Annotated in this window: 23 protein-coding genes and 3 tRNA genes; 3 read left to right on the forward strand and 23 right to left on the reverse strand. The window is 42.8% G+C overall.

What is annotated here, in order from left to right; translation table 11 throughout:
* Window positions 1–32: 32 nt before the first annotated feature.
* The 4 genes from EXM22_RS06980 to EXM22_RS06995 form a co-directional block, all read right to left on the reverse strand.
* Entirely contained in the window at window positions 33–989 is a 957-nt protein-coding gene (locus EXM22_RS06980; RefSeq protein ID WP_149485825.1) for a sigma-70 family RNA polymerase sigma factor, read from the reverse strand.
* A 20-nt stretch (window positions 990–1,009) separates the two neighbouring features.
* A complete protein-coding gene (locus EXM22_RS06985) occupies window positions 1,010–1,900 on the reverse strand; it encodes a LysM peptidoglycan-binding domain-containing protein (protein WP_149485826.1) in 891 nt (296 codons plus the stop codon).
* A gap of 120 nt (window positions 1,901–2,020) precedes the next feature.
* A tRNA-Pro gene (locus EXM22_RS06990) sits at window positions 2,021–2,093 on the reverse strand.
* A gap of 47 nt (window positions 2,094–2,140) precedes the next feature.
* A tRNA-Asp gene (locus tag EXM22_RS06995) sits at window positions 2,141–2,214 on the reverse strand.
* Between the two features lie 210 nt (window positions 2,215–2,424).
* On the opposite strand from EXM22_RS06995, the gene EXM22_RS07000 reads away from it, so the two are divergent.
* Together EXM22_RS07000 and EXM22_RS07005 are read left to right on the forward strand one after the other, a co-directional pair.
* On the forward strand, window positions 2,425–3,966 hold the full coding sequence (locus EXM22_RS07000; RefSeq protein ID WP_149485827.1) for a SurA N-terminal domain-containing protein: 1,542 nt from the start codon (window positions 2,425–2,427) through the stop codon (window positions 3,964–3,966).
* Window positions 3,967–3,974: 8 nt separating this feature from the next.
* A complete protein-coding gene (locus EXM22_RS07005; protein WP_149485828.1) occupies window positions 3,975–5,570 on the forward strand; it encodes a 6-hydroxymethylpterin diphosphokinase MptE-like protein in 1,596 nt (531 codons plus the stop codon).
* A 4-nt stretch (window positions 5,571–5,574) separates the two neighbouring features.
* Here EXM22_RS07005 and lepA read toward each other — a convergent pair whose 3' ends face one another.
* From lepA to nadC, 12 genes are all read right to left on the reverse strand, one after another.
* Window positions 5,575–7,386, reverse strand: coding sequence for a translation elongation factor 4 (gene lepA / locus EXM22_RS07010; protein WP_149485829.1), 1,812 nt, complete (start codon window positions 7,384–7,386; stop codon window positions 5,575–5,577).
* Between the two features lie 40 nt (window positions 7,387–7,426).
* Complete coding sequence (locus EXM22_RS07015) at window positions 7,427–9,226, reverse strand: S1C family serine protease (RefSeq protein ID WP_168203394.1); 1,800 nt, start codon at window positions 9,224–9,226, stop codon at window positions 7,427–7,429.
* On the reverse strand, window positions 9,223–10,845 hold the full coding sequence (locus EXM22_RS07020) for a hypothetical protein (RefSeq protein WP_149485831.1): 1,623 nt from the start codon (window positions 10,843–10,845) through the stop codon (window positions 9,223–9,225). Before EXM22_RS07020 ends, EXM22_RS07015 begins: the two co-directional genes overlap by 4 nt.
* 7 nt (window positions 10,846–10,852) lie before the next feature.
* The gene (ftsH, locus tag EXM22_RS07025; RefSeq protein ID WP_149485832.1) at window positions 10,853–12,718 is read right to left on the reverse strand and encodes an ATP-dependent zinc metalloprotease FtsH; all 1,866 of its coding nucleotides are present in this window, start codon (window positions 12,716–12,718) and stop codon (window positions 10,853–10,855) included.
* Window positions 12,699–14,084 (reverse strand): tRNA lysidine(34) synthetase TilS, encoded by a 1,386-nt coding sequence (gene tilS, locus EXM22_RS07030; RefSeq protein ID WP_149485833.1) that lies wholly within the window; start codon window positions 14,082–14,084, stop codon window positions 12,699–12,701. The genes ftsH and tilS overlap by 20 nt, the downstream gene beginning before the upstream one ends.
* Window positions 14,059–14,673, reverse strand: a complete 615-nt coding sequence (pth, locus tag EXM22_RS07035; RefSeq protein ID WP_168203395.1) for an aminoacyl-tRNA hydrolase — start codon at window positions 14,671–14,673, stop codon at window positions 14,059–14,061. The genes tilS and pth overlap by 26 nt, the downstream gene beginning before the upstream one ends.
* Complete coding sequence (locus tag EXM22_RS07040; protein ID WP_149485835.1) at window positions 14,642–15,253, reverse strand: 50S ribosomal protein L25; 612 nt, start codon at window positions 15,251–15,253, stop codon at window positions 14,642–14,644. The genes pth and EXM22_RS07040 overlap by 32 nt, the downstream gene beginning before the upstream one ends.
* A 28-nt stretch (window positions 15,254–15,281) precedes the next feature.
* Window positions 15,282–15,353, reverse strand: a tRNA-Gln gene (locus EXM22_RS07045).
* A gap of 15 nt (window positions 15,354–15,368) precedes the next feature.
* Entirely contained in the window at window positions 15,369–15,656 is a 288-nt protein-coding gene (gene spoVG / locus EXM22_RS07050) for a septation regulator SpoVG (protein ID WP_149485836.1), read from the reverse strand.
* A gap of 38 nt (window positions 15,657–15,694) precedes the next feature.
* On the reverse strand, window positions 15,695–16,585 hold the full coding sequence (ispE, locus tag EXM22_RS07055) for a 4-(cytidine 5'-diphospho)-2-C-methyl-D-erythritol kinase (protein ID WP_168203396.1): 891 nt from the start codon (window positions 16,583–16,585) through the stop codon (window positions 15,695–15,697).
* Window positions 16,572–18,164, reverse strand: coding sequence for an L-aspartate oxidase (nadB, locus tag EXM22_RS07060; RefSeq protein WP_149485838.1), 1,593 nt, complete (start codon window positions 18,162–18,164; stop codon window positions 16,572–16,574). Before nadB ends, ispE begins: the two co-directional genes overlap by 14 nt.
* Before the next feature lie 3 nt (window positions 18,165–18,167).
* Window positions 18,168–19,004, reverse strand: coding sequence for a carboxylating nicotinate-nucleotide diphosphorylase (gene nadC, locus EXM22_RS07065; protein WP_149485839.1), 837 nt, complete (start codon window positions 19,002–19,004; stop codon window positions 18,168–18,170).
* Between the two features lie 103 nt (window positions 19,005–19,107).
* Between nadC and EXM22_RS07070 the strand changes: the two genes are divergently transcribed.
* Window positions 19,108–19,389 carry a hypothetical protein gene (locus EXM22_RS07070; RefSeq protein WP_149485840.1) on the forward strand — a complete coding sequence of 94 codons (282 nt, stop codon included), beginning with the start codon at window positions 19,108–19,110 and terminating at the stop codon, window positions 19,387–19,389.
* Here EXM22_RS07070 and rsfS read toward each other — a convergent pair.
* Genes rsfS through EXM22_RS07105 form a run of 7 tightly spaced genes read right to left on the reverse strand, consistent with a single transcriptional unit; the run spans window position 19,353 to window position 23,643 of the window.
* Window positions 19,353–19,748 (reverse strand): ribosome silencing factor, encoded by a 396-nt coding sequence (gene rsfS, locus EXM22_RS07075; RefSeq protein WP_168203397.1) that lies wholly within the window; start codon window positions 19,746–19,748, stop codon window positions 19,353–19,355. The genes EXM22_RS07070 and rsfS overlap by 37 nt on opposite strands.
* Window positions 19,738–20,916, reverse strand: coding sequence for an LCP family protein (locus EXM22_RS07080; RefSeq protein WP_149485842.1), 1,179 nt, complete (start codon window positions 20,914–20,916; stop codon window positions 19,738–19,740). The genes rsfS and EXM22_RS07080 overlap by 11 nt, the downstream gene beginning before the upstream one ends.
* Window positions 20,913–21,452, reverse strand: a complete 540-nt coding sequence (yqeK, locus tag EXM22_RS07085) for a bis(5'-nucleosyl)-tetraphosphatase (symmetrical) YqeK (protein ID WP_168203398.1) — start codon at window positions 21,450–21,452, stop codon at window positions 20,913–20,915. Before yqeK ends, EXM22_RS07080 begins: the two co-directional genes overlap by 4 nt.
* Before the next feature lie 28 nt (window positions 21,453–21,480).
* On the reverse strand, window positions 21,481–22,053 hold the full coding sequence (nadD, locus tag EXM22_RS07090) for a nicotinate (nicotinamide) nucleotide adenylyltransferase (RefSeq protein WP_149485844.1): 573 nt from the start codon (window positions 22,051–22,053) through the stop codon (window positions 21,481–21,483).
* A 1-nt stretch (window position 22,054) separates the two neighbouring features.
* On the reverse strand, window positions 22,055–23,041 hold the full coding sequence (gene obgE, locus EXM22_RS07095; protein ID WP_149485845.1) for a GTPase ObgE: 987 nt from the start codon (window positions 23,039–23,041) through the stop codon (window positions 22,055–22,057).
* Between the two features lie 6 nt (window positions 23,042–23,047).
* The gene (rpmA, locus tag EXM22_RS07100) at window positions 23,048–23,305 is read right to left on the reverse strand and encodes a 50S ribosomal protein L27 (RefSeq protein ID WP_149485846.1); all 258 of its coding nucleotides are present in this window, start codon (window positions 23,303–23,305) and stop codon (window positions 23,048–23,050) included.
* Window positions 23,305–23,643, reverse strand: coding sequence for a ribosomal-processing cysteine protease Prp (locus EXM22_RS07105; protein WP_149485847.1), 339 nt, complete (start codon window positions 23,641–23,643; stop codon window positions 23,305–23,307). Before EXM22_RS07105 ends, rpmA begins: the two co-directional genes overlap by 1 nt.

The raw sequence follows: 23,643 nt of genomic DNA on the forward strand, positions 1-23,643 counted from the left end.
CGACAGATCAAAAGAAAATAATCAGTTAAAAACTAAACGTAATCTTCAAGATCTTTAATGACTTTAAAATTTCTCATCTTGCCGATGGCCATTTCCTGAATCTGGCGGACCCGTTCCCTTGTGATCCCCAGAACTTTTCCTGTCTCTTCCAGGGTCAAAGGATTCTTACCGTTCAAACCGAATCGCAACTGAATAATCTTCATTTCTCTTTCGCTGAGTTGTTTGAGAACATCATTGATAGTATCCTGCAAGGAGAGATTGAAGACCATCTCTATGGGTTCCTGATTATGCTCATCCTTAATCAAATCACTGAGCCTCGTCATATGATCCTGATCTACAGTGGTATCCAGAGAAGCCGTTTCCTGGGACAAGGACATGATTTCCTTTATTTTCTCCACCGGGAGGTTCATATAATCGGCCATTTCCTCGGGAAGTGGATCTCGACCCAAATCCTGAGTCAGTTGTTTGGATACAAGATAACTCTTTTTAATCGTATTCAGCATATGGATGGGAATACGGATAATCCTTGATTTATCGGCCAGGGATTTAATGATAGCCTGCCTGATCCACCAGGTTCCATATGTTGAAAATCGACAACCCTTTGTGTAATCGAAGCGGTCAACAGCCTCGATGAGGCCGATATTCCCCTCATCGATCAGATCCAGAAGAGACATGCCTCTATGCTGATACTTTTTAGCTATGGAAACAACCAATCTTAGGTTGGATTGAATCATTCTGTTCTTTAGGTTTTTGATTTGATCTTCAAAGAGCCTCTTCTGAACCAAAAAATCCTCTTGGGAGATGTTCTCGGATTCAACTTCAAGGTCTAATTCTTCAAGCTGTATACCCAGTTTTTCAAGCCGGATACCAATATCCTGCTCTTCACCAATTGTCAGAAGGTTATATTTGGAGATTTGTTTTAAATACAGAGCCAGAGGATCTGTTTCATTGTTAATAGAGTCTTTTGTATCTTCGTTGATTTTTCTCATAATACATCCGGGTTAATAATTTACCCCCTAGGTGCAGAAACTACACTTACGGGGATTCCGTCTTTAAAAACGGAAAAGTACATACTCACAGTTCTAGTAGCCAATCCGGAATGTCCTAATCTGCCGATACGGGAACCTGCCTGAACATACTCGCCAACATTTACAAAGACATCTTCATTCCCGCCGTACAGATAGATATAACCATTCACATCAATTAAAATAACCTGGCCAAATCCTCTATAGGGACCCGTCCATACAACACTGCCTGAGGCAATGGATTTTACCAAAGATGCTTCAGGAGCCTCTATCTTGACTCCTCTCAACTTACCAGTCAATGACTGTTTCACTCCCTCTACAGGCCATACAAGGTTATCTGAGAAGGAAGTGGATACCTGGGGTACCTTGCTTTCAGCAGCAGGCGTGGTCACAGTTGTCTTTGCACTGTTGGAGACAATCACTGACTCCCCTGGTTTCAAGATTCGATTTCCGTTAAAATCATTCAGTTCAAATAACTCATTTACAGATAATCCATGATTCCGGGCTATTCTATAAAATGTATCACCTTTTTGTACAATATACTGGCTTGTTTCTGAATTTTCATTGGAATTTCCTGAATTTGATCCAGGAATAATCAATTGACTACCAACGGATAGATTCTCTGGAGAATTAATACTGTTGGCATTCATAATTTCATCCACAGTCACACCATACTTTCTGGAAAGACTATAAAGTGTTTCTCCCTGCTGCAATGTATGACTTAGCGGCTGTGCATAGATTGAGATTGAAAGAATCAGAAAAATTATTATGGAAATTATCCGAGTTCTAAAGTTCTGCATACCTTCAAGTTCGGCTATATGAGGGATGAACTGTACATTCTTTATCAAAAATACATCGCCTGATATGGATTTCATTCAATCAATCCTTCCTGCATGAATCCGCAGATAGGGACGCAATAAAAAAACAGACTTTCAGCATTTTGTACCCGAGTCTGCAGAAAAATAGAATCTATCTGAAGTAGTGATGATGAAAAGTCGGGCTGAGAGGATTTGAACCTCCGGCCTCACCGTCCCGAACGGCGCGCGCTAGCCTCTGCGCTACAGCCCGATAAAAACAAGAAATGCCCTCTTTCGAGGGCATTTCTATCCAATAAGCGGAAGCGACGGGCCTCGAACCCGCGATCTCCGGCTTGACAGGCCGGCGCGATAACCAACTTCGCTACGCCTCCATTCAATGGCGTACTTTAACGATCTGACGAGGGATTGTCAACACCCTGGTTCAAGAAGGTAAAAAATATATATGGGATAGAAAAATGATATTATAAAACTGTGACATTTATTGGCATTTCAATTCCTTGTTCAACCAAGTTGACAGCTGTACCCTTTCATGGTAATTTTTCGATGCTTTGCAATAATTAATACAGTTATAAGGACGACTTATGTCTCAACACGAAAAAAAAGTTTCAAACACACCAAATTCAGATAAGGTGAAAATCGATAAATCCCACAAACATCAGCAAAAATTGATGATTGGAACCATCATTATACTGGTTTTTACGATCATCAGTTTTGTCTTAGTACCCGCCATGGCCGGCTCCGGCGGTGGCAGTGGTTCTCTTGTTTTTGGTAAATACGGAAAGAAAGTGATCAACTTTCAGCAGGGAAACTATTTCTCCCAGCAGGTGGAATCTATCAATAATATGTATAGAGATTCATTGGGAGGTACAGGAAATGTTGATTTTCTTAGACAACTCATATGGCGATCTGCCTTCAATCAAACTGTTGTTCGTACGGCTATTCTTGAAGAAATGAATGAATCGGGTTTTAATGTTTCCTCGAAAGGAATAGACAGAGGCATTGTTGAAAGCGGCATGTTCAGTGAGAATGGACGCTTTGACGAAGATGCCTATATGAGCACTTCAGCATCAAGAATCAAAGAGATAAGAACCTCCCTGAATGAAGATCTCACGGTTCAGACTTTCTATATTGACACCATTTACAATCAGAAAAGATCGACTCAAATGATGGATTTCTTACTGGATATGGGAAATCCTGAAAAGAACTTTGTCTATGCCAGCCTGCCCTACTCCTCATTCCCCGATGATCAGGTCATTGAGTACGGAAATAAAAATAGTCATCTTTTTGAAGAAATCCAACTCAAGAGAATAACTCTCACTTCCAGTGAAGAAGAGGCGTCTACAATTTTGAAGAAACTGGAAGCCGGTGAACAGTCTTTTGAAGATCTAGCCAAGACCTATTCAACAGATTCCTATGGGGAAGACGGCGGTACCATGGGTGCAACCTTCAAATACACCTTGCTCACCTTCTTAAATGAAGACCAGGCCTCTCAGGTGATGTCTTTGACCAGCGGCCAACACAGTACAGTCATCGAATCAGAGGGAAGCTGGTATATCTTTATGGCAGACTCTGATACTCAAAAACCAGATTTTAGTTCTGACGTTCAGATTTCTACAGTCAGATCTTATATGGAAAGAGAAGAGGTTGGACTCATAGAAGATTTTCTAATGGGACAGGCCGAAGAAATGGCACTGCTGGCTCATACCAGCAATTTGAACGAAGCGGCTGCTGAGTTTGGTGCTCTCAGTAATGAAACAGGATTCATTGCACCTGTTTATGGAAATGTTCCTTTTATCATCAATAGCCCCGGCAATAATAAAGACAGCAGCCTTCTGAGTGCTGCGGCCTATAGCGACGAATTCTTTGAAAAGGTATTTGTACTAAAGAACCCCGGTGAAACTTCACAACCTATGGTTCTAGACAGAAGCGTTGTGGTATTCTCACTACTTGATGAACAGGAAGGCTTTAGCTATCCCGATGAATACAAGGAATATATCCGGGCAGAACTGGCCAATGAACTCTCCCAGTATCAGCAGAGTGAATTGCAGAATATTTTTATGAGTTCTCCCAAATTAAAAGATAACTTTACATCTACCTATAACCGGGTTTTTGCTGAATCCTGAGAAATACGGTGGAAGAGAAGGTTGGCCTGACACAGGCTCCAAATGGTGAAGACTATGTTCTGTGTCAGGGGAAATCCCTCTATTCAAGATATGCCCCATCTGCATCGTCAGAGAGGGCTGCTTCTCTAGCTGAAATGAAAGAGAACTGCATCTACATAGTCCCGTCCCCCCTTCTGGGCTACGGGATTTTTTCTTTTATAAAGAGAATGCCCGAGAGTTCAGTATTAATTGGTATAGAATGTGATCAGGATCTGATGGCCCTAACGGCCCCACAGCAGCAGCGAATAATGAAAGAGATCCCCGGGTATCGTTGTTACAGAATCGGCAGCCCTGGCCAGCTTTACGAGCTTTTCAGAAGGACTCAAACAGGCCAATACCGCCATTGTTCACTCCTAGCGTTAAACGGCGGATACGGCGCCAATAAATCCAGATACGACGCACTATTTTCAACACTTCAGCTTTTTATGAAAAACTACTGGCAAAACAGGCTGACCATGGCCAAAATGGGTCATCTCTGGATCAAAAATCTTGCTGAAAATCTTTCGTTTCTTGCACAACGCGACATCAAAGAATTCCATACACAGAAGCCTGTTTTACTGGCAGGTGCAGGAGAATCTCTTGAAAAGACGATCCCGCTTATTCAAAGATACAGAGATTCAATCTATTTGCTTTGCGTTGATACGGCTCTGCAGCCACTGTTGAGATCGGACATACTCCCCGACGGGATTGTCAATTTAGAGGCTCAGTTCTACAACCTGAAAGATTTCTATGGCCTTCAGAATCATAAGTTTGACCTATTTTCCGATATAACGGCATTTCCTTCGACCCTAAGACTCCCGAACTGCACCCACTACATTTTTACATCTTCCTTTGAAGAAACAACTCTGCACTCCAGGCTTCGATCTTCAAGGCTGTTGCCCAGTGAAATCCCGCCCCTGGGCTCAGTGGGAGTCACAGCCCTTTACCTGGCTGGAGAAATAAGCCATTCCAGGATATTTATCACCGGTCTGGACTTTTCCTATATTCAGGGGAAAACTCATGCCAGGGAGACCCCCTTTCATGACTGGTGTCGCTTGCAGGAAGGACGTCTTAAGGGAGATGTTTGGTATACATTTTCTAAGAGCAGGCCTTCCTATCCTGCTGTGGGAAAAATAGAAAAACTCGTGACCAACAGAATATTAGAAAGCTATGGTAAGCAACTGGAAGACCTGTGCAAAACCATGGACCATCGAGTCTTTGATTTGGGAAAAATGGGACTGAAAATGTCGATACCGACTCTAGAGACCAAAGAGTTTGAACATATGATTCAATCTATAAAGATAGGCACCGGAATTAAGAATTACCCGGAGAGTCCTAATGAGAAAAAGAACACAGTTCTAGAGTTCAAAAAATCAGAAATAGAAAGACTGAAGAATCTATTATTTCTTTGGGAAGGCGTCGTTTCCGGAAAGTATGAGGAACAAGAATTATTACCGTATATCACGGATTGTGACTATTTGTATTTTCATTTTCCAGATAGAAAAGAACTGCCCAATACTGACCCGGCTTTCCTGTTCAGAGTGATCAGGGAAGCCAGGATTATCTTGAAGCATCTTTCAAAATAAATATTTAATCATCATCACTGGTTTTTAGAACAGCAAGGAATGCAGACTGTGGAAGTTCTACATTACCCACCATCTTCATCCTCTTCTTTCCTTCTTTCTGCTTTTCCAGCAACTTTCTTTTTCTGGAGATATCACCACCGTAGCATTTGGATGTGACATCTTTTCTGAGAGCACTGATCGTCTCTCTCGAAATGACTGTGTTACCAATGGCTGCCTGAATAGGAATTTTGAACTGCTGCCTCGTTATTTCCTGCTTCAGTTTTTTACAGACAATTCGTCCTCTTTCATAGGCATTGTCTTTAAACACCAACTGCGACAGGGCATCGACCCGATCTCCATTGATTACGATATCCAGCTTCACCAGATTAGTAGGTCTGAAACCAATGACTTCATAATCAAAAGATGCATACCCTTTACTAATTGATTTCAATTTGTCATAAAAATCAAAAAGAACCTCTGCCAGAGGCATTGCGAATTTAATTTCGACTCTTTTTTCATCCAGATAATTCATACTGGTCTGAATACCGCGCTTGCCCATGCAAAGGGTCATGATAGAACCTAAATAATCCGTAGGAGTGATGATATCCGCTTGAATGAAAGGCTCTTCACAGAGTTCAATCGTACCCGGATCTGGATACTCAGCCGGGTTATCCAGGAAATACACTTCCCCGTCCTGACGGGTAATCCTGTACCGCACAGAGGGAGAGGTCAGGACAATATTCAGGCCGAACTCTCTTTCTAGCCTTTCCTGGATGACCTCAAGATGAAGGAGGCCCAGAAATCCACAGCGAAAACCAAATCCCAAGGCTGCCGAGGCATCTTTCTCATAAATCAGAGAGGCATCATTGAGTTTTAATTTATCAATAGCCGCATGGAGTTCTTCATACTGATTTGTGTCTACTGGATACACTGAAGAGAATACAACCGGTTTGACCTCTCTGAACCCTGATAACGCCTCTTCACAAGGATTTTTTGTCAATGTGATAGTATCACCGACACGAATATCCGAAATATTCTTAATACCGGCTATGATATAGCCGACCTGTCCCGCCTTCAGATCTTTTTGGGGAACAAGACCCAACTTAAAGATTCCGACGTCCTCCACCTTGTATTTGCTGTTGTTGGACATGATGCATATCTCATCTCCTGCCTTAATTGTTCCTTCAAACAAACGGATATGAATCACAACACCTCTATAAGCATCGTAATGGGAATCGAATATTAGACATTTTAATGGATTTTCGGAGGAACCGCCGGGAGACGGAATCCACTTGATCAATCCTTCAATGAGTTCTTCAACATTTTTTCCCGTCTTAGCAGAAACGGGATAAATCATCTCGCGTTCCAAACCCAGATCATGTTCTATCTGATCTGCAACACGCTCCAGGTCTGCACTGGGCAGATCCATCTTATTCACAACAGGAACTATATCTAGATCATGATCCAAAGCCATATACATATTGGATAAGGTTTGGGCTTCAACCCCTTGAGATGCATCTACCAGCAGGAGTGCCCCTTCGCAGGCCGAGATGGCCCTGGAGACTTCATAAGAGAAGTCCACATGTCCAGGAGTATCAACAAGATTGAGCTGATAGGTATTTCCGTCTACGGAATTAAACTCAATGGTGACAGCCTGGGATTTTATAGTGATTCCACGCTCACGTTCAATATCCATTGAGTCAAGCATCTGCTCTTTAAAATCCCTATCAGAAACGGAATGACATCTCTGAAGAAAGCGGTCTGCAAGAGTAGATTTGCCATGATCAATATGTGCGATAATGCAAAAATTTCTGATTTTTTCCTGTTCGTATTTCATGTATGAGAAATATATACGAAACAATCATTTTCTTCAATCATCAAAAGAAGATAGCTGATTCTAAACCGGCACCAAGTTGCACCGCACTTTCCAGGTATCCAGCCTTCACACCCTTGAATACAAACTGAATCAGAACATATCCATCCTTTTCATTAACCTGCCACTTTCTCAAAATGATTACGTCATTAGCAGAGATGCTCGCCTCATCCGCTGCACCACCGGTATAGACCTTCTGGACCGTATATTGTGACTTTGAAACTTGAGAGAGGACCATGCCAAACAGAGGAGGAATCAGATTTTCTCTTGTATCCTTTTTGACGGCTTCTTCAAAGGGAATATCAGGTCGTTCTGCCACAGCTACTGTTGATTTTTTGACAGTATCACCAGATTTCCATTCCAATTCTATGAGGGTTCCTGGGACCATTCCCAGAAGTTTGTCACGGACATGCTGGTTTTTAGACACAGATTCCCCATTCACAGAGAGGATACTGTCTCCCCTCTGTAATCCGAGTTTGCCTGCAGGAGAATCCGGCATGACATACAAAACTTCCAAGCCCTTAAAACTCTGATACCCCCCAATTCCGATCCAGGAGTGGGTTAAGGCCCCTCCCTCATAAAGGGAAGGAAGAAGTTTTTTGACATATTCGCCATCAATGGCAAAATTCACACCTTCAAATCCCGTAATACCTGCAAAGACAATGCCATTCACTTCAGAATCACGATTCATGAGAGGACCGCCGCTGTTTCCGGGATTGATAGGGACATCAATCTGAATGGACTCACCCATAGTCTGCAGTTGTCTTCCAACAGCAGAGACTGTTCCGGAAGTAATTGTATTATTGAGTCCACCGGGAGAACCAATGGCGAAAATTTGCTCTCCCAATTTAAACTGATCCGCTCCGGAGAAGGAAAAAACATATGGAGCCTCAATCTCGGTCTTCAACAAAGCGATATCAAAATGCCTGTCCCATCCAACAACTCTTGCGGGTATTTTCTCACCCCGTTCATCTGAAAGTTTGATGAACAAACGGGAATATCCTTTATATTCAGGATTAACTTCACTCTCTATAACATGATAATTTGTCAAAATATAGCCGGCTTTATCGATAAAAAACCCACTGCCGATGCTGCGATCAGGATACCCCACACCTCGATCTAAACGCAGCCCCTTATCCACCCAAACGGTGACTGTTCCCTGGAGCAGATCTTCCATACCCACTGATTGTTCCAGAAAGTCCTGAACTTCTTCCAAAGGAGTTAATCCTCTCTTAATCTGTTCATCAACAATCAAGGATAGAGCTTTTTTATTCTCCCCCCTATGAAACCTGTTAGCAAGGTACTCAAGGTCAGCATCGCTTAGATCTTCCGCCTTGATAAAACCAAGAGAGATCATAGAGGCGGCCGCTCCAGTTTTCTCAAACTCGAGCAGATTTTTTATATATTCGGCTTTAATTTGTGTGCTATCCAAGCCGGTATCCACAAGATCTTTTCTGTTAAGAGTAGAAAGAGAATAAAGGAGGGAGAGGGCTTTTCGATAGTCACGGGATGTCACAGAATCAGTCAGCAGTCCCTTCATATTCAAGAGCGCCTGCTCTTCCAATTCAGTATAATTCAATCCTTCTACCGGATTTTGATCCTTATCCTTGTAGAAATAGATCATCTGAAGAGCCTCTGTCGGGTTTTCTTCATCCAGAAGCAGATCAATTTGTTCTTTTATTCGCCCGTCCCGGTCATATACTGTGGGCTCATCATCAACTGCCGGATCTGTACTGGTACATGAAAAAAATATGGCAAAGCTGAAGAGTATTAATATTATTTTTCTTATCCCGATATATGTCATTGTTGTCCTGATTTTGTATCTAGTATTCGTTCTACCCATGATCCGTCATCTTTTTGTTCTAAGAGGGCATTGTAAAAACCATCTTTGGAAAAATCCCAGAGTTGAAACCTTCTTCTATTCCATAAATCCTGAATTTCTTCCAATCGCCCCATTTCTCCCTCATACTCGAAACCGGAAAAACGGCCAGAGACATACTTTTCTTTGAGATCAAACTCTCCATCTCCATCGATGTCCCGATAACCTTCAAAGGGTAACCAGTCATTCAACAAAACGACCCGGTCAAATTGTCCATCAAAATTAGAGTCTTCCCGAAATCGACGTATCATCCCGTCAACGACCGTATACTCCCTAAAAGGACTAATCCTTGGAATTGTTACGGAATCAATAAGAGAAAAGCTATTTCTAAGGATTTCTGATTCAGGGAAATTGATCATTTTGATTTTTTCAGGATGCAGAAGCAGAGAAACATGAAGATTCTCCTGAGCTTCTATCAAAGGGTATTCAAAACTACCGGGCAGATACCTGTATTCCCGCTGATTTCTATTTTCACCATTGATGATGATTCTGTCTAAATAGGGATAATTATAATAATATAAGTGGTGAAGACTACGGACATCCTGGTAAAGGATCTCCATCAGCTGATTCGATTCATTCCACTTTAGATGAGAATCGATGATTCCATCCTGATCCGGATCAATCATCCATTCCAGTTCATTGTCTGACTTTCTGAGAAAAAAATCTGCAATACCATCACCTGTGCTATCCAGACTGATGCGTGTGATTCGATGCATCAATGAGCCGATATCAGGATTTTTCTGAATATACATCTGTAAGGAAAGGAGAGGCCAGACCCTCTCACTGTCTGTAAAATCCAGAACAGCACCGGCCTCTGAGGGAAGTTCAAAGAGAATTTCCCTAAAATACCAGCTGTTCAAATCTTGATACTGTTCAAGATACAAAGCAGCGAGAGACCGAGAATTCTTACATTCAGGAGACAAGATCGTTCGGGCCATCAAGTCGGGATAAAGGATGCCCTGACGCCTGATATATTCTGAAAGTATCCCCGGGTAGTAGGACTCAGGAGTCCAGGATGACAAGAGAATCAAAAACCTTTGATCCTGAAAACGATAGACCCCTTCAGCAGCCAATTCTATGGCTTTTGTGAAATTGCCCTGTCTCTGCAATGAAAGCACAGTATAAAAGAGGATATCCGGATTATCCCTCATGAGCTCATTACTGGAAAAGTAAAGAAACACAAGGTCTTCATCATATCCAAGACGGTATTGTACTTCAAATAACCAGCCCAAAATATCTATTGTATTGACCTGTTCCGGTTGGAAACCGCTGTAATAGGCTTTAGAAAACCAGTCGGATGCTTCCTGATAATGCCCGGCCCTCCTGGATTCGAGGCCTCGGAATGTTAGGAGATCAGGATTCAGTTCATCATATTCAAAACCCTTGAGGGTCAGATCTCTAAACTCGGGCCATTTTTCATTGACATAAGCATTCCAAGCATGATGGGCATACAGATGAGCTAGCTCTTTATCCTGTGTTTGAGAAGAAATCTCAAAGAGGATACCGAGTAATAAAAGAATTGAGACTATAATTGTTTTTTTCACTTAATTTTTATGTTTCACTTTTTTTAAATTCCACTCCGAGAATCTCCCGGATCTGATTATCATCCAGGGTTTCATCCACTAGTAGTTTCTGTGTAATCCTTTCAAGTTTATCTTTGTGCTTCTGAATAATACTTCTGGCTCTGTTTAGATTATCATTCAGAATTCTTCTGACCTCATTGTCAATGAGTGAAGCTGTGGCATCAGAATAGTCTTTATGCTGAGCGATCTCCTTCCCAATAAAAATGGGTTCATCATCATTCCCCAGAGCGATGGGTCCGATTTTACTGCTCATTCCCCACTCGCACACCATTTTTTTAGCCATACCTGTTGCTTGATCAATATCATTCTTAGCACCTGTTGTAGTTACATTGTAAATGAGCTCTTCGGCAACATACCCACCGTAGCATATACAAATACGATCTTCAATCCAGGAGCGGCTTATGGAGTACTGATCATTTTCGGGAAGAGAAAAGGTAACTCCCAAAGCACGGCCTCTGGGAATGATGGTAACTTTATGAACGGGATCCGCAAACTCCAGAAAATAATGAAGGAGGGTATGACCGGCTTCATGATAGGCCGTCATTTCTCTTTCATGAGATGTCATGACTCTGGATCTTCTGGCAACCCCCATCATGACCTTATCACGGGCTTCTTCAAAATCTTCATGTTCCACGACCTGAGAGCCTCTGCGTGCCGCGAATAGAGCGGCCTCGTTGACAAGGCTTGCCAAATTGGCACCGGAGCTTCCCGGTGTGGCTCTTGCAACAATGGAAATATCCACATGGGGAGAGAGATTAATTCTGCTGGCGTGAATCTTAATGATGGCTTCCCGCTCCTTAACATCAGGCATATCAACAACAACCTGACGATCAAAACGGCCTGGCCTAAGCAAAGCAGGATCTAGAACATCCGGACGGTTTGTCGCAGCTATGATGATCACCGCTGCTTCAGTATCAAATCCATCCATCTCAACGAGCAGCTGGTTCAAAGTCTGTTCTCTTTCATCATGACCGCCACCATAACCGGCGCCCCTTGTGCGTCCCACCGCATCAATTTCATCAATAAAAATGATACAGGGAGCATTCTTACGCCCCTGTTCAAATAGATCACGAACACGGCTGGCACCCACTCCAACAAACATTTCTACAAAGTCTGACCCGGACATATGAAAAAAAGGAACAGCAGCTTCTCCAGCGACCGCCTTGGCAAGCATGGTTTTCCCCGTACCGGGATTCCCCACAAGAAGAATACCCTTGGGGATTTTAGCTCCAATCTTCGTATATTTTTCGGAATGCTTTAAAAAATCAACGACTTCCATTAATTCATTTTTAGATTCCTGCTGGCCTGCCACATCGGCGAAGCAGATGCTGTCCTTACCCTGATCATATCTTTTAGCTTTGCTCTTGCCGAAGCTGAAGGCTTTATTTCCTCCTCCCTGGACACTCCGAAACATCCACCAAATGAATAGAAAAGTCAGCCCCCAGGGAAGCATCTGCAACAGAAACATGGAAGGAGGAACAGTTTGCTCTCCCCCTTTGATGCTGACACCCCTCTCGATTAGGAGTTCCATGAGTTTATCATCGTAATAGGGAATGATTGTTTTGAAAGGGAGTCCGCTTTTACCGACATCATCAGGACTGACATAGCGGCCCAGAATTTCTTTTTGATCTAAAATCTGAACATCGTAAACCAGATCCTTATTGACATACTGAAGGAACATTGAATATGGAATTTCACTAGGTTCATTTTGAGCTGAATAGGAAAAGAAGAACATGAAGAACAGAATTAGAAATCCAAGAAAAACCAGAGCACTTCTATTGTTATTAAAGTTGAAATTAAAGTCATCTTTGTTTTTATTTTCTTCCTGGGGCATAGTCACCTCTGACTATAATTATAACACATAGATGATTAGTGTTTCTTCCAATTTCTAATCTTTTTTTGTTTTCTCTCCAAGAATACAAAATCTCACCATCGGCATCAATCACACATAAAACCTTTCGCCCCGAGCAAAGAAGCGTTAGGGAATCCTGTTTTTTCTTTGTATACGGCCTTAACTCGGTGGCCGACAAGGGGGATCGGACAATAAGAGTGTTCACCTCCTGGGGCAAATCAAGTACCTTGTCACCCCCAGAAATACCACAGGACTCTTTTAACTCAAGAGTAAAGCGGTCAGAACGGTAAGGGCTGTCCAGATTCAAATTGAAAAAAAAATGATCCCACTGGTTTGACCTTTCTATCTGTTCCAGAATCAGGCGGTCCTGTTTTTTATAGAATTGGATTCCATGCCCCTTGAGGATCATCCCTTTGTCATCGGAAAGACTCTCCAGGGGATTAAAAAAACTCCTGGGTATCCTGTTGTCAGAATATCTGGAATGCATGATTAGATTCATGTTTTTTAGTAAAAGGCTTCTTTGACTCACAAGGGGCAGTCTCTTAAAATCAGAAAAGTTACAGATTCTCCTTCCACCGGAACTCGTCCAGGGACACTGTTCGTCAATGAGACTGTTGTAATGATTTAAAATAGAGAGGGTATCCTCTCTCAGACGATGTAAGGAAGAAGTCCCCTCGGGAAAGATCTCCCCGATTTGCCTCATCAGATCAAGCCTTATTTTATTGCGTAGGTAATCTTTTTCAAAATTACTACTGTCATGAACAAAAGCGATTTGAATGGATTCCAGGTATGACATGATTGAGAGCCGGTCTATTTGAATGAGAGGACGAATCAGATTCTCCCGTTCCTCGGGTATACCTTTTAGACCTTCAAGCCCTCCTCCGGAAAACAAACGCATGAGAATTGTTTCTTCTTGATCATTGCGGTTGTGTCCCAGAGCTGTGAGAGAACAAACTTCTGATTTCTGCATGATACGATCAAAAAAACGGTAACGATAAAGACGGGCTGCGGCTTCAACCCCCGTGTGCTTCTTTAGGGCAAAGGAAGTTAAGAACCCGGGCATAAGATTCTTTTGATGAAGGGGGATATTCATTTCTGAAGTAAGACGCTCTACTTTAAGCTCTTCCTGCGAGAGTTCATCGGCGGGTCGAATCCCATGGTTCACATAGGCAGCTTCCAGGGTATAATTCAATTCTGTTCTGAATTTTTGAAGTAACACCAGAAGCGCCGTAGAATCAGGACCTCCGGAGAAGGCCGTTACAATCCTGAGTGGCCGCTTGTGTTGGCTTAATTGAGAACTTAAAGTCGCATAGAATTGTGTTTCAACTTTTTTTTGAATTGATTTCATTTAAAAGCTGTTCCATTTCTTGATCTACCAGACTTTGGATGATAGAAGCAGTGCGCTGTAAAGCCGAGTCTACAAGCTGACGGTCACTGTCGGAAAAGACACCAAGGACATGGTCGATAACAGATTCTTCTTTCCCGGGCCGGCCTATGCCTATGTAGATTCTAAAAAACTCTCCTGTGCCCAGTGTATGAATAATTGATTTCAGGCCGTTATGCCCAGCCGAAGAACCTCGAGGCTTCATGCGAACACGCCCTGGGAGTAAATCCATATTGTCAGTAACAATAATAATATCTTCAGCAGAGAGTGAGAGTTTTTTCACGAGACCTGGAAGAATGTCACCCGATCTGTTCATATAGGTCAGAGGCTCTACAAGGTGGATACGCCTCTGACCCCTCAATAGGGAACCGTAAAGATAATTCCGAAAAAGAGGCTTCCTCATAAATAAATTGAGCTGCTTTGAAAGCAGCTCAATTAAATCAAACCCGACATTATGCCGGGTTCTTTCATATTTCAGCCCGGGATTCCCCAGACCGACAATAAGTAGATCAGAATAAGATTTATTCTGCGGTACCTTCTTCAGCAGCTTCATCTTCACCTTCATCTTCAGTTTCAACAACAGCAGCCTTGGGTGATGTAATAACAACAACAGTCTGCGTTTCTGAGTTCAGGAATTTAACACCATCTTCGAGGGGAACCTGACTAACATGAATTGAGTCTCCCATCCCCAGAGATGTAATATCAATTTCAATGGCCTCGGGAAGATCCTTGGGCAGACATTCGATTTCCAGCTCATGCAATTTCTGTTCAACCGCACCACCTTCCTTGGCACCAGCTGAGTTACCAACAAGGTGAATAGGAACGCGAGTCTTAAGGGTTTTTCCCTGTTCAAACTCAAAAAAGTCAATGTGCTTAATTGTCTCGGTTACAATATCCTCATCAATATCTTTCACTAGGACTTCGATAGTCTTACCACCTAGTTCAAGCTTAATAATTGTATTTTCTGTAACAACTCTAAATTTTTTACCAAACTCAATGGCATTTACCGCAATATGAAGAGGATCTGTGTGTCCGTAGACAACGGCAGGAATTAAACCTTCGCTCCTCAATTTCTTGGCAGGACCTTTCTTGAATTCTGTTCTTTCAATGACAGAAAGGGTTTTCTGCTCCATCTTCAACTCTCCTTCGAATAACAGATACCTTGGACGGCAGGATTCGAACCTACGAATGCCGGGATCAAAACCCGGTGGCTTACCGCTTGCCGACGTCCAAATTTTGTTTTAAATATCAACCATCACCTTCTTCCAGATTTTCTGGTTCAGGTTCAAGATTGTTATATTCATCCAGGATTCTATCCTGTAGGATAGTCCTGAAGTCTGTATTAATGGGATGAGCAACATCCTTATACACACCATTTTTAGTTTTCCTGCTAGGCATAGCAATGAAAACACCACTGTCACCTTCAATAATCTTTACATTGTGAACAACAAAAGACTCATCAAACGTAACTGTTACATATGCCTTTAGTTTACCGTCTGCATTGACCTTACGAATGCGGATGTCAGTAATCTCCATACAGCTCCTCCTACCGCTTTAGTGCAATATAACAATCATTATATTACAACTGCATCAGGAATGCTATTAAGGAAATTAATTCTTTCTACAAAAGGAAACTGCCCTTTTAAAGACTGTTCCGCATTCATGGCTGATCTTTGCGAATGGAAGAGCCCGAACATCGCGCTGCCGCTTCCAGATAAACCTGCAAATATAGCTTCTGCATCATAAAGAAGTTTAGAAATAAACTCAAGAGGTTTGGATTCTTTTCTGTAAGTTTCCAGGAAGCTGTTAAAAAAGGGCCATTCTTCGGGTTTCTCATGCAGATAGGCCTTGAGCATATCTTCTTTGGTCAGAACATATTGATCCAGTATTCCCTTCTCAAATGCATGGTCTATTTCCCTATACGCAGCTGCTGTTGAAATGCCGGCTCCAGCTCCTTTTACAAGAACTCCATAGAGACTGGGGACATGCCCCGTATCTTCGAGGATTTCTCCCCGGCCTGTAACTACAGCTGAAGGGTATTTAAGAAAAAAGGGAACATCACTCCCCAGTTGAGATGCCATGGTAAACAGAGCATGGTTTCCAGGGTGTATCTCTAAAAGGAGCATCAACCCTTTGAGGACAGCAGCGGCATCGGATGAACCGCCACCCAATCCTGCTTCGCTGGGAATTCTTTTTGTAACCCGAACTTTCACACCTCTCTGATCTGAACAGTTTTTACGAAAAAGCTCTATGGTTTTGAAAATCAGGTTGTCTTCCGGCAGACAGGGAAAATCACCTTCAATAATGATTTCACCCTCTTTTTCCGTCAACTCCATGATGATGTCATCATAGAAACTGACAGCCTGAAAAAGAGAACAGATGTCATGAAACCCATCAGGCCGGAGACTTCCGACCTGGAGATGAAGATTGATTTTAGCCGGGGCCTGAATACTAACTGTTCTCATGGGGCACATCCCCTCTGATAATATAATGGCATCCTCTTGAATGCTTGTTATTATAGGCTGCATTGGTTATTACCGAAGCAGCCAAGACAGAGTTCCTCAATTCTACCAGGTCTCTTGTCAGTCCTGCCTGCCTATAGAACCTGTCAATTCTGTGAGAATGATAGTTCAGATCAGACAAGGCTCGAGACAGACGTTTTGTAGACCTTATGATACCCACATAATTCCACATCAGACTCTGAATGGTATGAACATCACTTTTGATCAATACGGGATCGACCTTATCTTCATTGGCAGGAAAAATCCATTGCGGAATGGAGCGCCGCATGGACAGGGACGGCCGTTCATGAGTTTGAGAGATAGACCAGCCGGCCCGCAGACCCAGAACAAGCCCTTCGAGGAGAGAGATAGACGCCAGTCTGTTTGCTCCATGAACTCCCGTACAGGCAGTTTCTCCAACGGCATAAAGCCCTGGAATAGTCGTTTGTCCATCCATATCAACCTTCACTCCGCCGCAAAAATAGTGAGCAGCAGGGACGACCGGAATAGGTTCCTTCGTAATATCTAGTCCCACTTCCAAACACTTACTGTAAATTCCAGGAAAGCGTTTGGGAATATCGACACTCATACGGGGTGTATCCAGGTAAACATAGGTAGATCCACAGCGCTCCATTTCCATGTAAATGGACCTGGATACCTCGTCACGGGGGGCCAGATCTTTGAGACTGGGATTATATCGTTCCATAAAGGGCTCACCCTTCTTGTTGATCAGGATGGCCCCTTCACCACGTACAGCCTCGGATATCAGAAAATTTTCTGCATCCCTATGGTACAAAGTGGTAGGATGGAACTGCACATATTCGGAGTTAATCAGGCTGGCTCCTGCCTGGTAGGCCATGGCTATCCCATCACCTGTCGCGATAGAAGGATTGGAGGAGTGAAGGTACAGATTTCCCACACCGCCTGTGGCCAGAACGACGGCTCCGGCAAAAACAGGATTTACGGATTTTGTTTCACAATTGAGGATATAGGCACCAATGATACGATTCTTACCATATCTGGATTGTGTATCGGTAGAATGATGGCAGCTGGAGATGAGGTCGATTGCCATATGAAATGGAAAAACCTGAATCCCTTTCAGTTTTTTAACATAAGCCAGCATACCCTTCTCTATAGCCTTACCGCTAATATCTCTCTCATGGTAGATGCGCCTTACTGAATGAACCGCTTCTCTTGTCAGATCAAGCTGCCCCTTACTGTCCCTCGAAAAAGAAATTCCAAGTTTCTTCACCAAATATTCGTCTACCAGATCCGGTCCGGTTTTGGATAAAAGATTCACAGCCTCTGTACTGTTGAGAAAATCTCCTGCCTTAATGATGTCTTCCGACAGAAGCTCTGGACTGTCTTCATGCCCATTCCCAACAATGCCTCCCTGAGCATAATAGGTATTCGTTTCCTCAAGATCTCCAGATTTACTGAAGATCCCGACCTTCAAACCTTTTTCACTGGCGGTTACAGCCGTTGCAAGCCCGGAGATTCCTGTTCCAATGACAATGACGTCAAATTGATCGTTTTCTGACAATGATTACTCCATAACAAGAGAAAAATCGAAGGCTTTTACCGAATGTGTTAATTTTCCAATGGAAATATAATCCACACCTGTATTGTTATACTTTTTAATCTTTTCCAGGTCCATATTACCCGATGCTTCAAATTCAACATGCCCCTGTCTCATAGAGACAGCCTCTGAAGTCATTTCCGGACTCATATTATCCAGCATGATGACATCAACCCGGCAGTCCAAGGCTTCTTTGACTTCTTCCAGGGTGCGGCATTCTACTTCAATACGATAGTGATCACCCCATTTATCACGGACTCTTGTCACGGCAGAGCTGATTGAACCGGCTGCATCTATATGATTATCCTTGATCATAATCATGTCATACAGTCCCATTCTATGATTTTGCCCTCCCCCCATCTTTACGGCATACTTCGATAAAGATCTATATCCAGGAAGTGTCTTTCTAGTATCCAGAATGACTACATGACCATTCTCTTGGGCCGTTTTGATATGCTGGGCCGTACAACTGGCAATACCTGAAAGAAATGAAAGGAAATTAATGGCCGTCCTTTCTGCTTCCAGAACTGCCGCGACAGGACCAGTAACGGTGGCAACTATATCTCCCGGTTTCAGAGAACTGCCGTCATCCATCTTCTTCCTTACGACAATTCGAGAATCAACTTTGACAAAAACCTGAGAAAAAAAGGAAATCCCCGCCAGGATACCTGTATCTTTGCTTTTCAAAACTGCCGTAGTTATTTGATTGTCATCAAATATGGCTCGTGATGTAATGTCTCCTGAATCGTGGAGATCTTCATTCAGAGCTAGTTTCAATAAATTATTAAAATTTTCATCATTCATAATAAAAATCATTTTAATTTATATATCAGCGGTTGGCAATATTAGTAAAAAATGATATTAAATTATTAAATCCAAAAGGCATCTCCACATGAAGGATTAATGAATGATTCAATCAGATTCGAATATCAAGAACGCTGACCCGGAGCCTATTTCTTATTTTAGCATAGCCGAAGAAGATGAATTATTAGAGCAGAACATAGATGCTTTTGATGAGAAGATGGATAACGAATACGATGATGGCATCGCCCAATCAAACATTGACGATCAGTTAGAAACTGATGAAGATGAAGATATGGACGATGTTGAAGATAATATCCGACCGTTCACCTACAACGATGAACTGGAAGATTATGATTTACTAGAAGATGAAGAACTAGAAGAGTAATCTTCTTCAGTGAAGAGCCTTTCCGCCTTAAACCAGACACCCTCAAGATCATAGTACTCCCTGGCTTCGGCAGTCTGTATCTGTATCACCAGAGAACCGCAATCCATGAGAATCCACTGGTTCTCGTCTTTTGTTCCCTTGCCGTTACGGACAAACAGATGTTTATCTTCTTTCAGCAAATCCAGAACTTTCTGATAGATACCCCTTAGATGTATCCGGCTCGTAGCTGTCACAACGATCATATAGTCCGTCCATGAGCAATGATCAACCAGATCAAGTACTACAGGATTGATTCCTTTGGCCTCCTGTACAGCATTCAAAGCACCACTCCAAATATCGGAGCCCTTTTTATTTAACATATCGTCCATCAAAATCCTTTCCTAATATAATGATTATATCTACTGTTTCATCTCTATTCTGGTCAACGTCTGTATGGATTCTCTGACATTTGATAAGATTCGCGACCCTTTGAGCAGCAGCGGGGTCTCCCTTCTTGTCCAGAATAACCGTATTATCATATCGGCTAGAATCAGCATTTTTTACAGAGGCTATTTCATAACCGTAACTTTTGAAGACCTGAGCCGTTCTACTGGCCAGACCGTTACGCGACGTACCATTCTGTATTTCCAGTGACACTACCAGTTTTTCATCTTTAAGTACATCGAAATCCGATAGAGAATCCTGCATTTGCTTCACCGTTTCCCGCAAAAGCTTACCATCGTAGTGTGGAAAATAGAGAATTTGAGAATCAACCTTCCTGCTGGTACCCAAAACCTGCTGAAATACAACACGATCTACCTCTAGAGAAACCATCTCATGGAGGAAGGAATCCAGAGATTTATCATCTAGATTCGTGTTAATTTCAGGATATATATACTCTATAAATGACTCTGAAAAACGAGGGCTATACAGATTATTGATTTTTTTAAGGAGCCCCATGATCAATTCGTGTTCCCGTTTAATCCTGTCTTCTGTTGACTCCCCTTCAATTTTATAAGTCAGATAATCCAGAGCCTTGTCGCCATCAAGATTCACACTTCCCGAGGGAAGAAGGATATTAGTTTTATCATTCTGAATTAAAACAGAATTGGGAAGAAATATTTCTACACCTTCCAGATAATCCACAAGGCTGATGAGTGTTTCTGTCTTGATTTGCAGATAAAAATCCGGTTCAATTCCCGTGAGCAAGGCAATCTGCCTGAGGTAATAGGAGGGATCTTCAGAATTATAAAGAGTATCAATCCTGTCCACCCTGTTCAGGGACTGAATGAGGGCTCCTGTCTCTTCTGGAATATTCAAAAGGGCACCCTTTTTAGTTTCCGGATGATAATAATAGAGCTCTGTGACGATGGGAACACCCTCTTCTTCAATGATGATAATCGTGTTGATCAGTTTATGATCATTCACCATCTCTTTATAGTCGTCAATCTTCATAGTGAGAAGAATATAGAGGGATAATCCAGCCAGAATCAGAAAAATCAGGATCAATAACAGCAGCGATAAGTCTGGAGAACGTTTGTCTTTCATAAACCGTGATTGTACCTTTTCTTGAGTCTGTGAGACAACTCCCTGCTGTCAGGAGAAAGGTCCAACCCCTTACTGACAAGGTGAAGCTTCATGGCATCCAATATGGCCAAAACCAGTTCTTCCAAGGAGAGGATGAGCAAATTTTTCCTTGTAAGATCTGTCAAATGTGTTCTTCCAGGTTCCATGTAATCCGCAGCAAAAACAATCAATCCAGATGCATCTAAATCCGGATGGCCCGTTGTATGATACCTGACGGCATTCAATAGAGAATCATCTGTCAAAGCAAAATGCTCTCGCAAATACCAGGCAGACGCAAAACCATGAAGCAGCACAGGATGGGCTAAATGATATTCGGACAGGGTATTCTGGTCTAAAAGAGCCCACTTTACAATTATGTCCGCCGGTTTTTCCCTCGCTAAATCATGAGCCAGTGCTGCCAATCGTACAGTTTCATGAGGGAGGCCGTAGTGATCGGCCATAAAAACAGCGTAGTCAGCCGTCCTAAGGGAGTGCTCCCAACGGGACTTGCTGAGCATCCTTTGTCCTTCGGAAATGAGATCCTGCTCACACACCATAGAGTCCCTGTGTGTGAATAAACTCTAAAACGGAGGGTACCAGATAAGAAGAGACATCTTCACCCTGCTTAAGAAGTGTTCGGATTTCCGATGATGAAACGTTATATATTGTATTTTGAAAGTATCGATGTGGAAATGGAAAATCCAAGTCTTTCGGATCTCCCCTATGACAGATTATGATATCCGCTTCTTCCGCTAGATGTTCAGCTTCATGCCAGCGAACAAAACCACCAACAAGGTCATCTCCGATAACAAGACCCGGCTTCTCACCTTCTGTATATTCTTGTTTAAGATACCGGATAGTATCGATGCTATAGGAGACACCCTTCCGCCTGTATTCACAGTCAGAAACAAAGGCAAACTCTCTATCCCTGATAGACAGTTCGGTCATGATCTTCCGTTTATGAAAGCTTACCCCGCCCTCAATATCCTTGTGTGCCGGAATAAAGGAAGGGACAAGAACAAGCTTTTCATACCCGAATTCCTGCCGGACAGCTTCTGCAATTTTCAGATGTCCCAGATGAGGAGGATTAAACGTCCCCCCCAGCATGACAAGCCTCATGTCAGGTAGCCATTTTCAGCATGGCCAACTTCAGCTCATCCAGACCTTCTCTGGAAAAAACAGAAACAGCAATGACATGCTCCTCAGGATATAGATCCTGCAATTTCTTCAGGTTATCACTTGAATCCTCAAGATCTATTTTGGTTCCCACAAGGAGTCTCTGTTTTTCAAGAAGTTCAGGATTATATGCTTCCAGTTCAACCAGCAGTTTAGCATAAGTATCTTCAAAATCCGGTTCACCAAGATCGATAAGAAAGGCCAAACCAGCAGTTCTGGAAATGTGTTTTAAAAACTTAAAACCAAGTCCTAACCCATGGGAAGCACCTTCTATGATACCAGGAATATCTGCCAAGACAATGTCTTTTTCACCTAAACGAAGCATTCCTAGATTTGGAATTTTCGTCGTAAAAGGATAGGACGCAACCTTGGGGTTTGCATTGGTTAAAGCCTTCAGCAAACTGGATTTTCCAACACTTGGAAAGCCTACAAAACCGATATCGGCAATGAGATTCAGTTCCAGTTTTATTTCGGCATACTCACCTGGCATACCCGGCTGGGCAAATCGAGGAGTCTGCTTTCTAGAAGTTCTGAAGTGCCAGTTACCCTGTCCGCCATTGCCACCCTGAAGAAAAGCCCATTCTTCACCATCCTGGTTATCAGAAAAGTCTTTAATGATATCGCCAGTCTGGTAATCTTTAATCAAAGTCCCTGGAGGGATGGTGATAATGACGGATTCTCCGTCTTTACCATGCATGCGCTTGCCTCTTCCAGACTGACCATTTTCGGCCCTGTATGTATGCTTATGATTGAGATGAGATAGCGTTTTCAAATTATTTCTAACCTGAAAAACAACATTGCCCCCACGACCGCCATCACCACCGTCCGGCCCGCCCTGAGGAACATATTTTTCTCTCCGGAAAGAGACGCTACCAGCGCCTCCGTCTCCGGAATACACTTCGAGTCGAGTTTCGTCTATAAAACCCTGCATAAATTCCTATTCGCCTGATGCGACAATAGATACTCTTTTCTTGCCTTTGTTATCATGGAAAAGAACACTTCCCGCTTCTGTTGCAAAAAGAGTATCATCTTTACCAATACCTACATTTTCACCAGGATGAATCTTAGTTCCTCTCTGACGAACAAGAATTTCTCCGGCTTTTACTACTTGACCACCGAATCGTTTCACACCCAGTCTCTGAGCATTGGAATCTCTTCCGTTTTTGGAGCTTCCTCCACCTTTCTTATGAGCCATTATCGTTTCCTCACGTCTGTTCTGATTTGAATGCTGTCGGGATACTCCTCTTGGAGATCCCGCAACCCTAACATTAACATGTCTACAGCACCTCTGAACCACTCTTGGTGCTGTGTGGGAACATCTTTCACATCTAGTTCAAGATGCCCCGGTTTATCAGCCTTTCCAACGATACTTAAACCATCGGTATGACTGAAGAGCCTGGCGGCCGTTCTCAGAAGAACCGAGACAGCAGCACAGGCTTCACTGGGCAGATTTGTTGTCCTATTCGCGTGACCTCGGGATGTCAGGGTCTGTAATTGACCGGAATCCCTAAAGGTTAGAACAATCCTTATCAC

This window comes from Oceanispirochaeta crateris, from assembly GCF_008329965.1.
GTDB classification, from domain to species: Bacteria; Spirochaetota; Spirochaetia; order DSM-2461; family DSM-2461; genus Oceanispirochaeta; species Oceanispirochaeta crateris.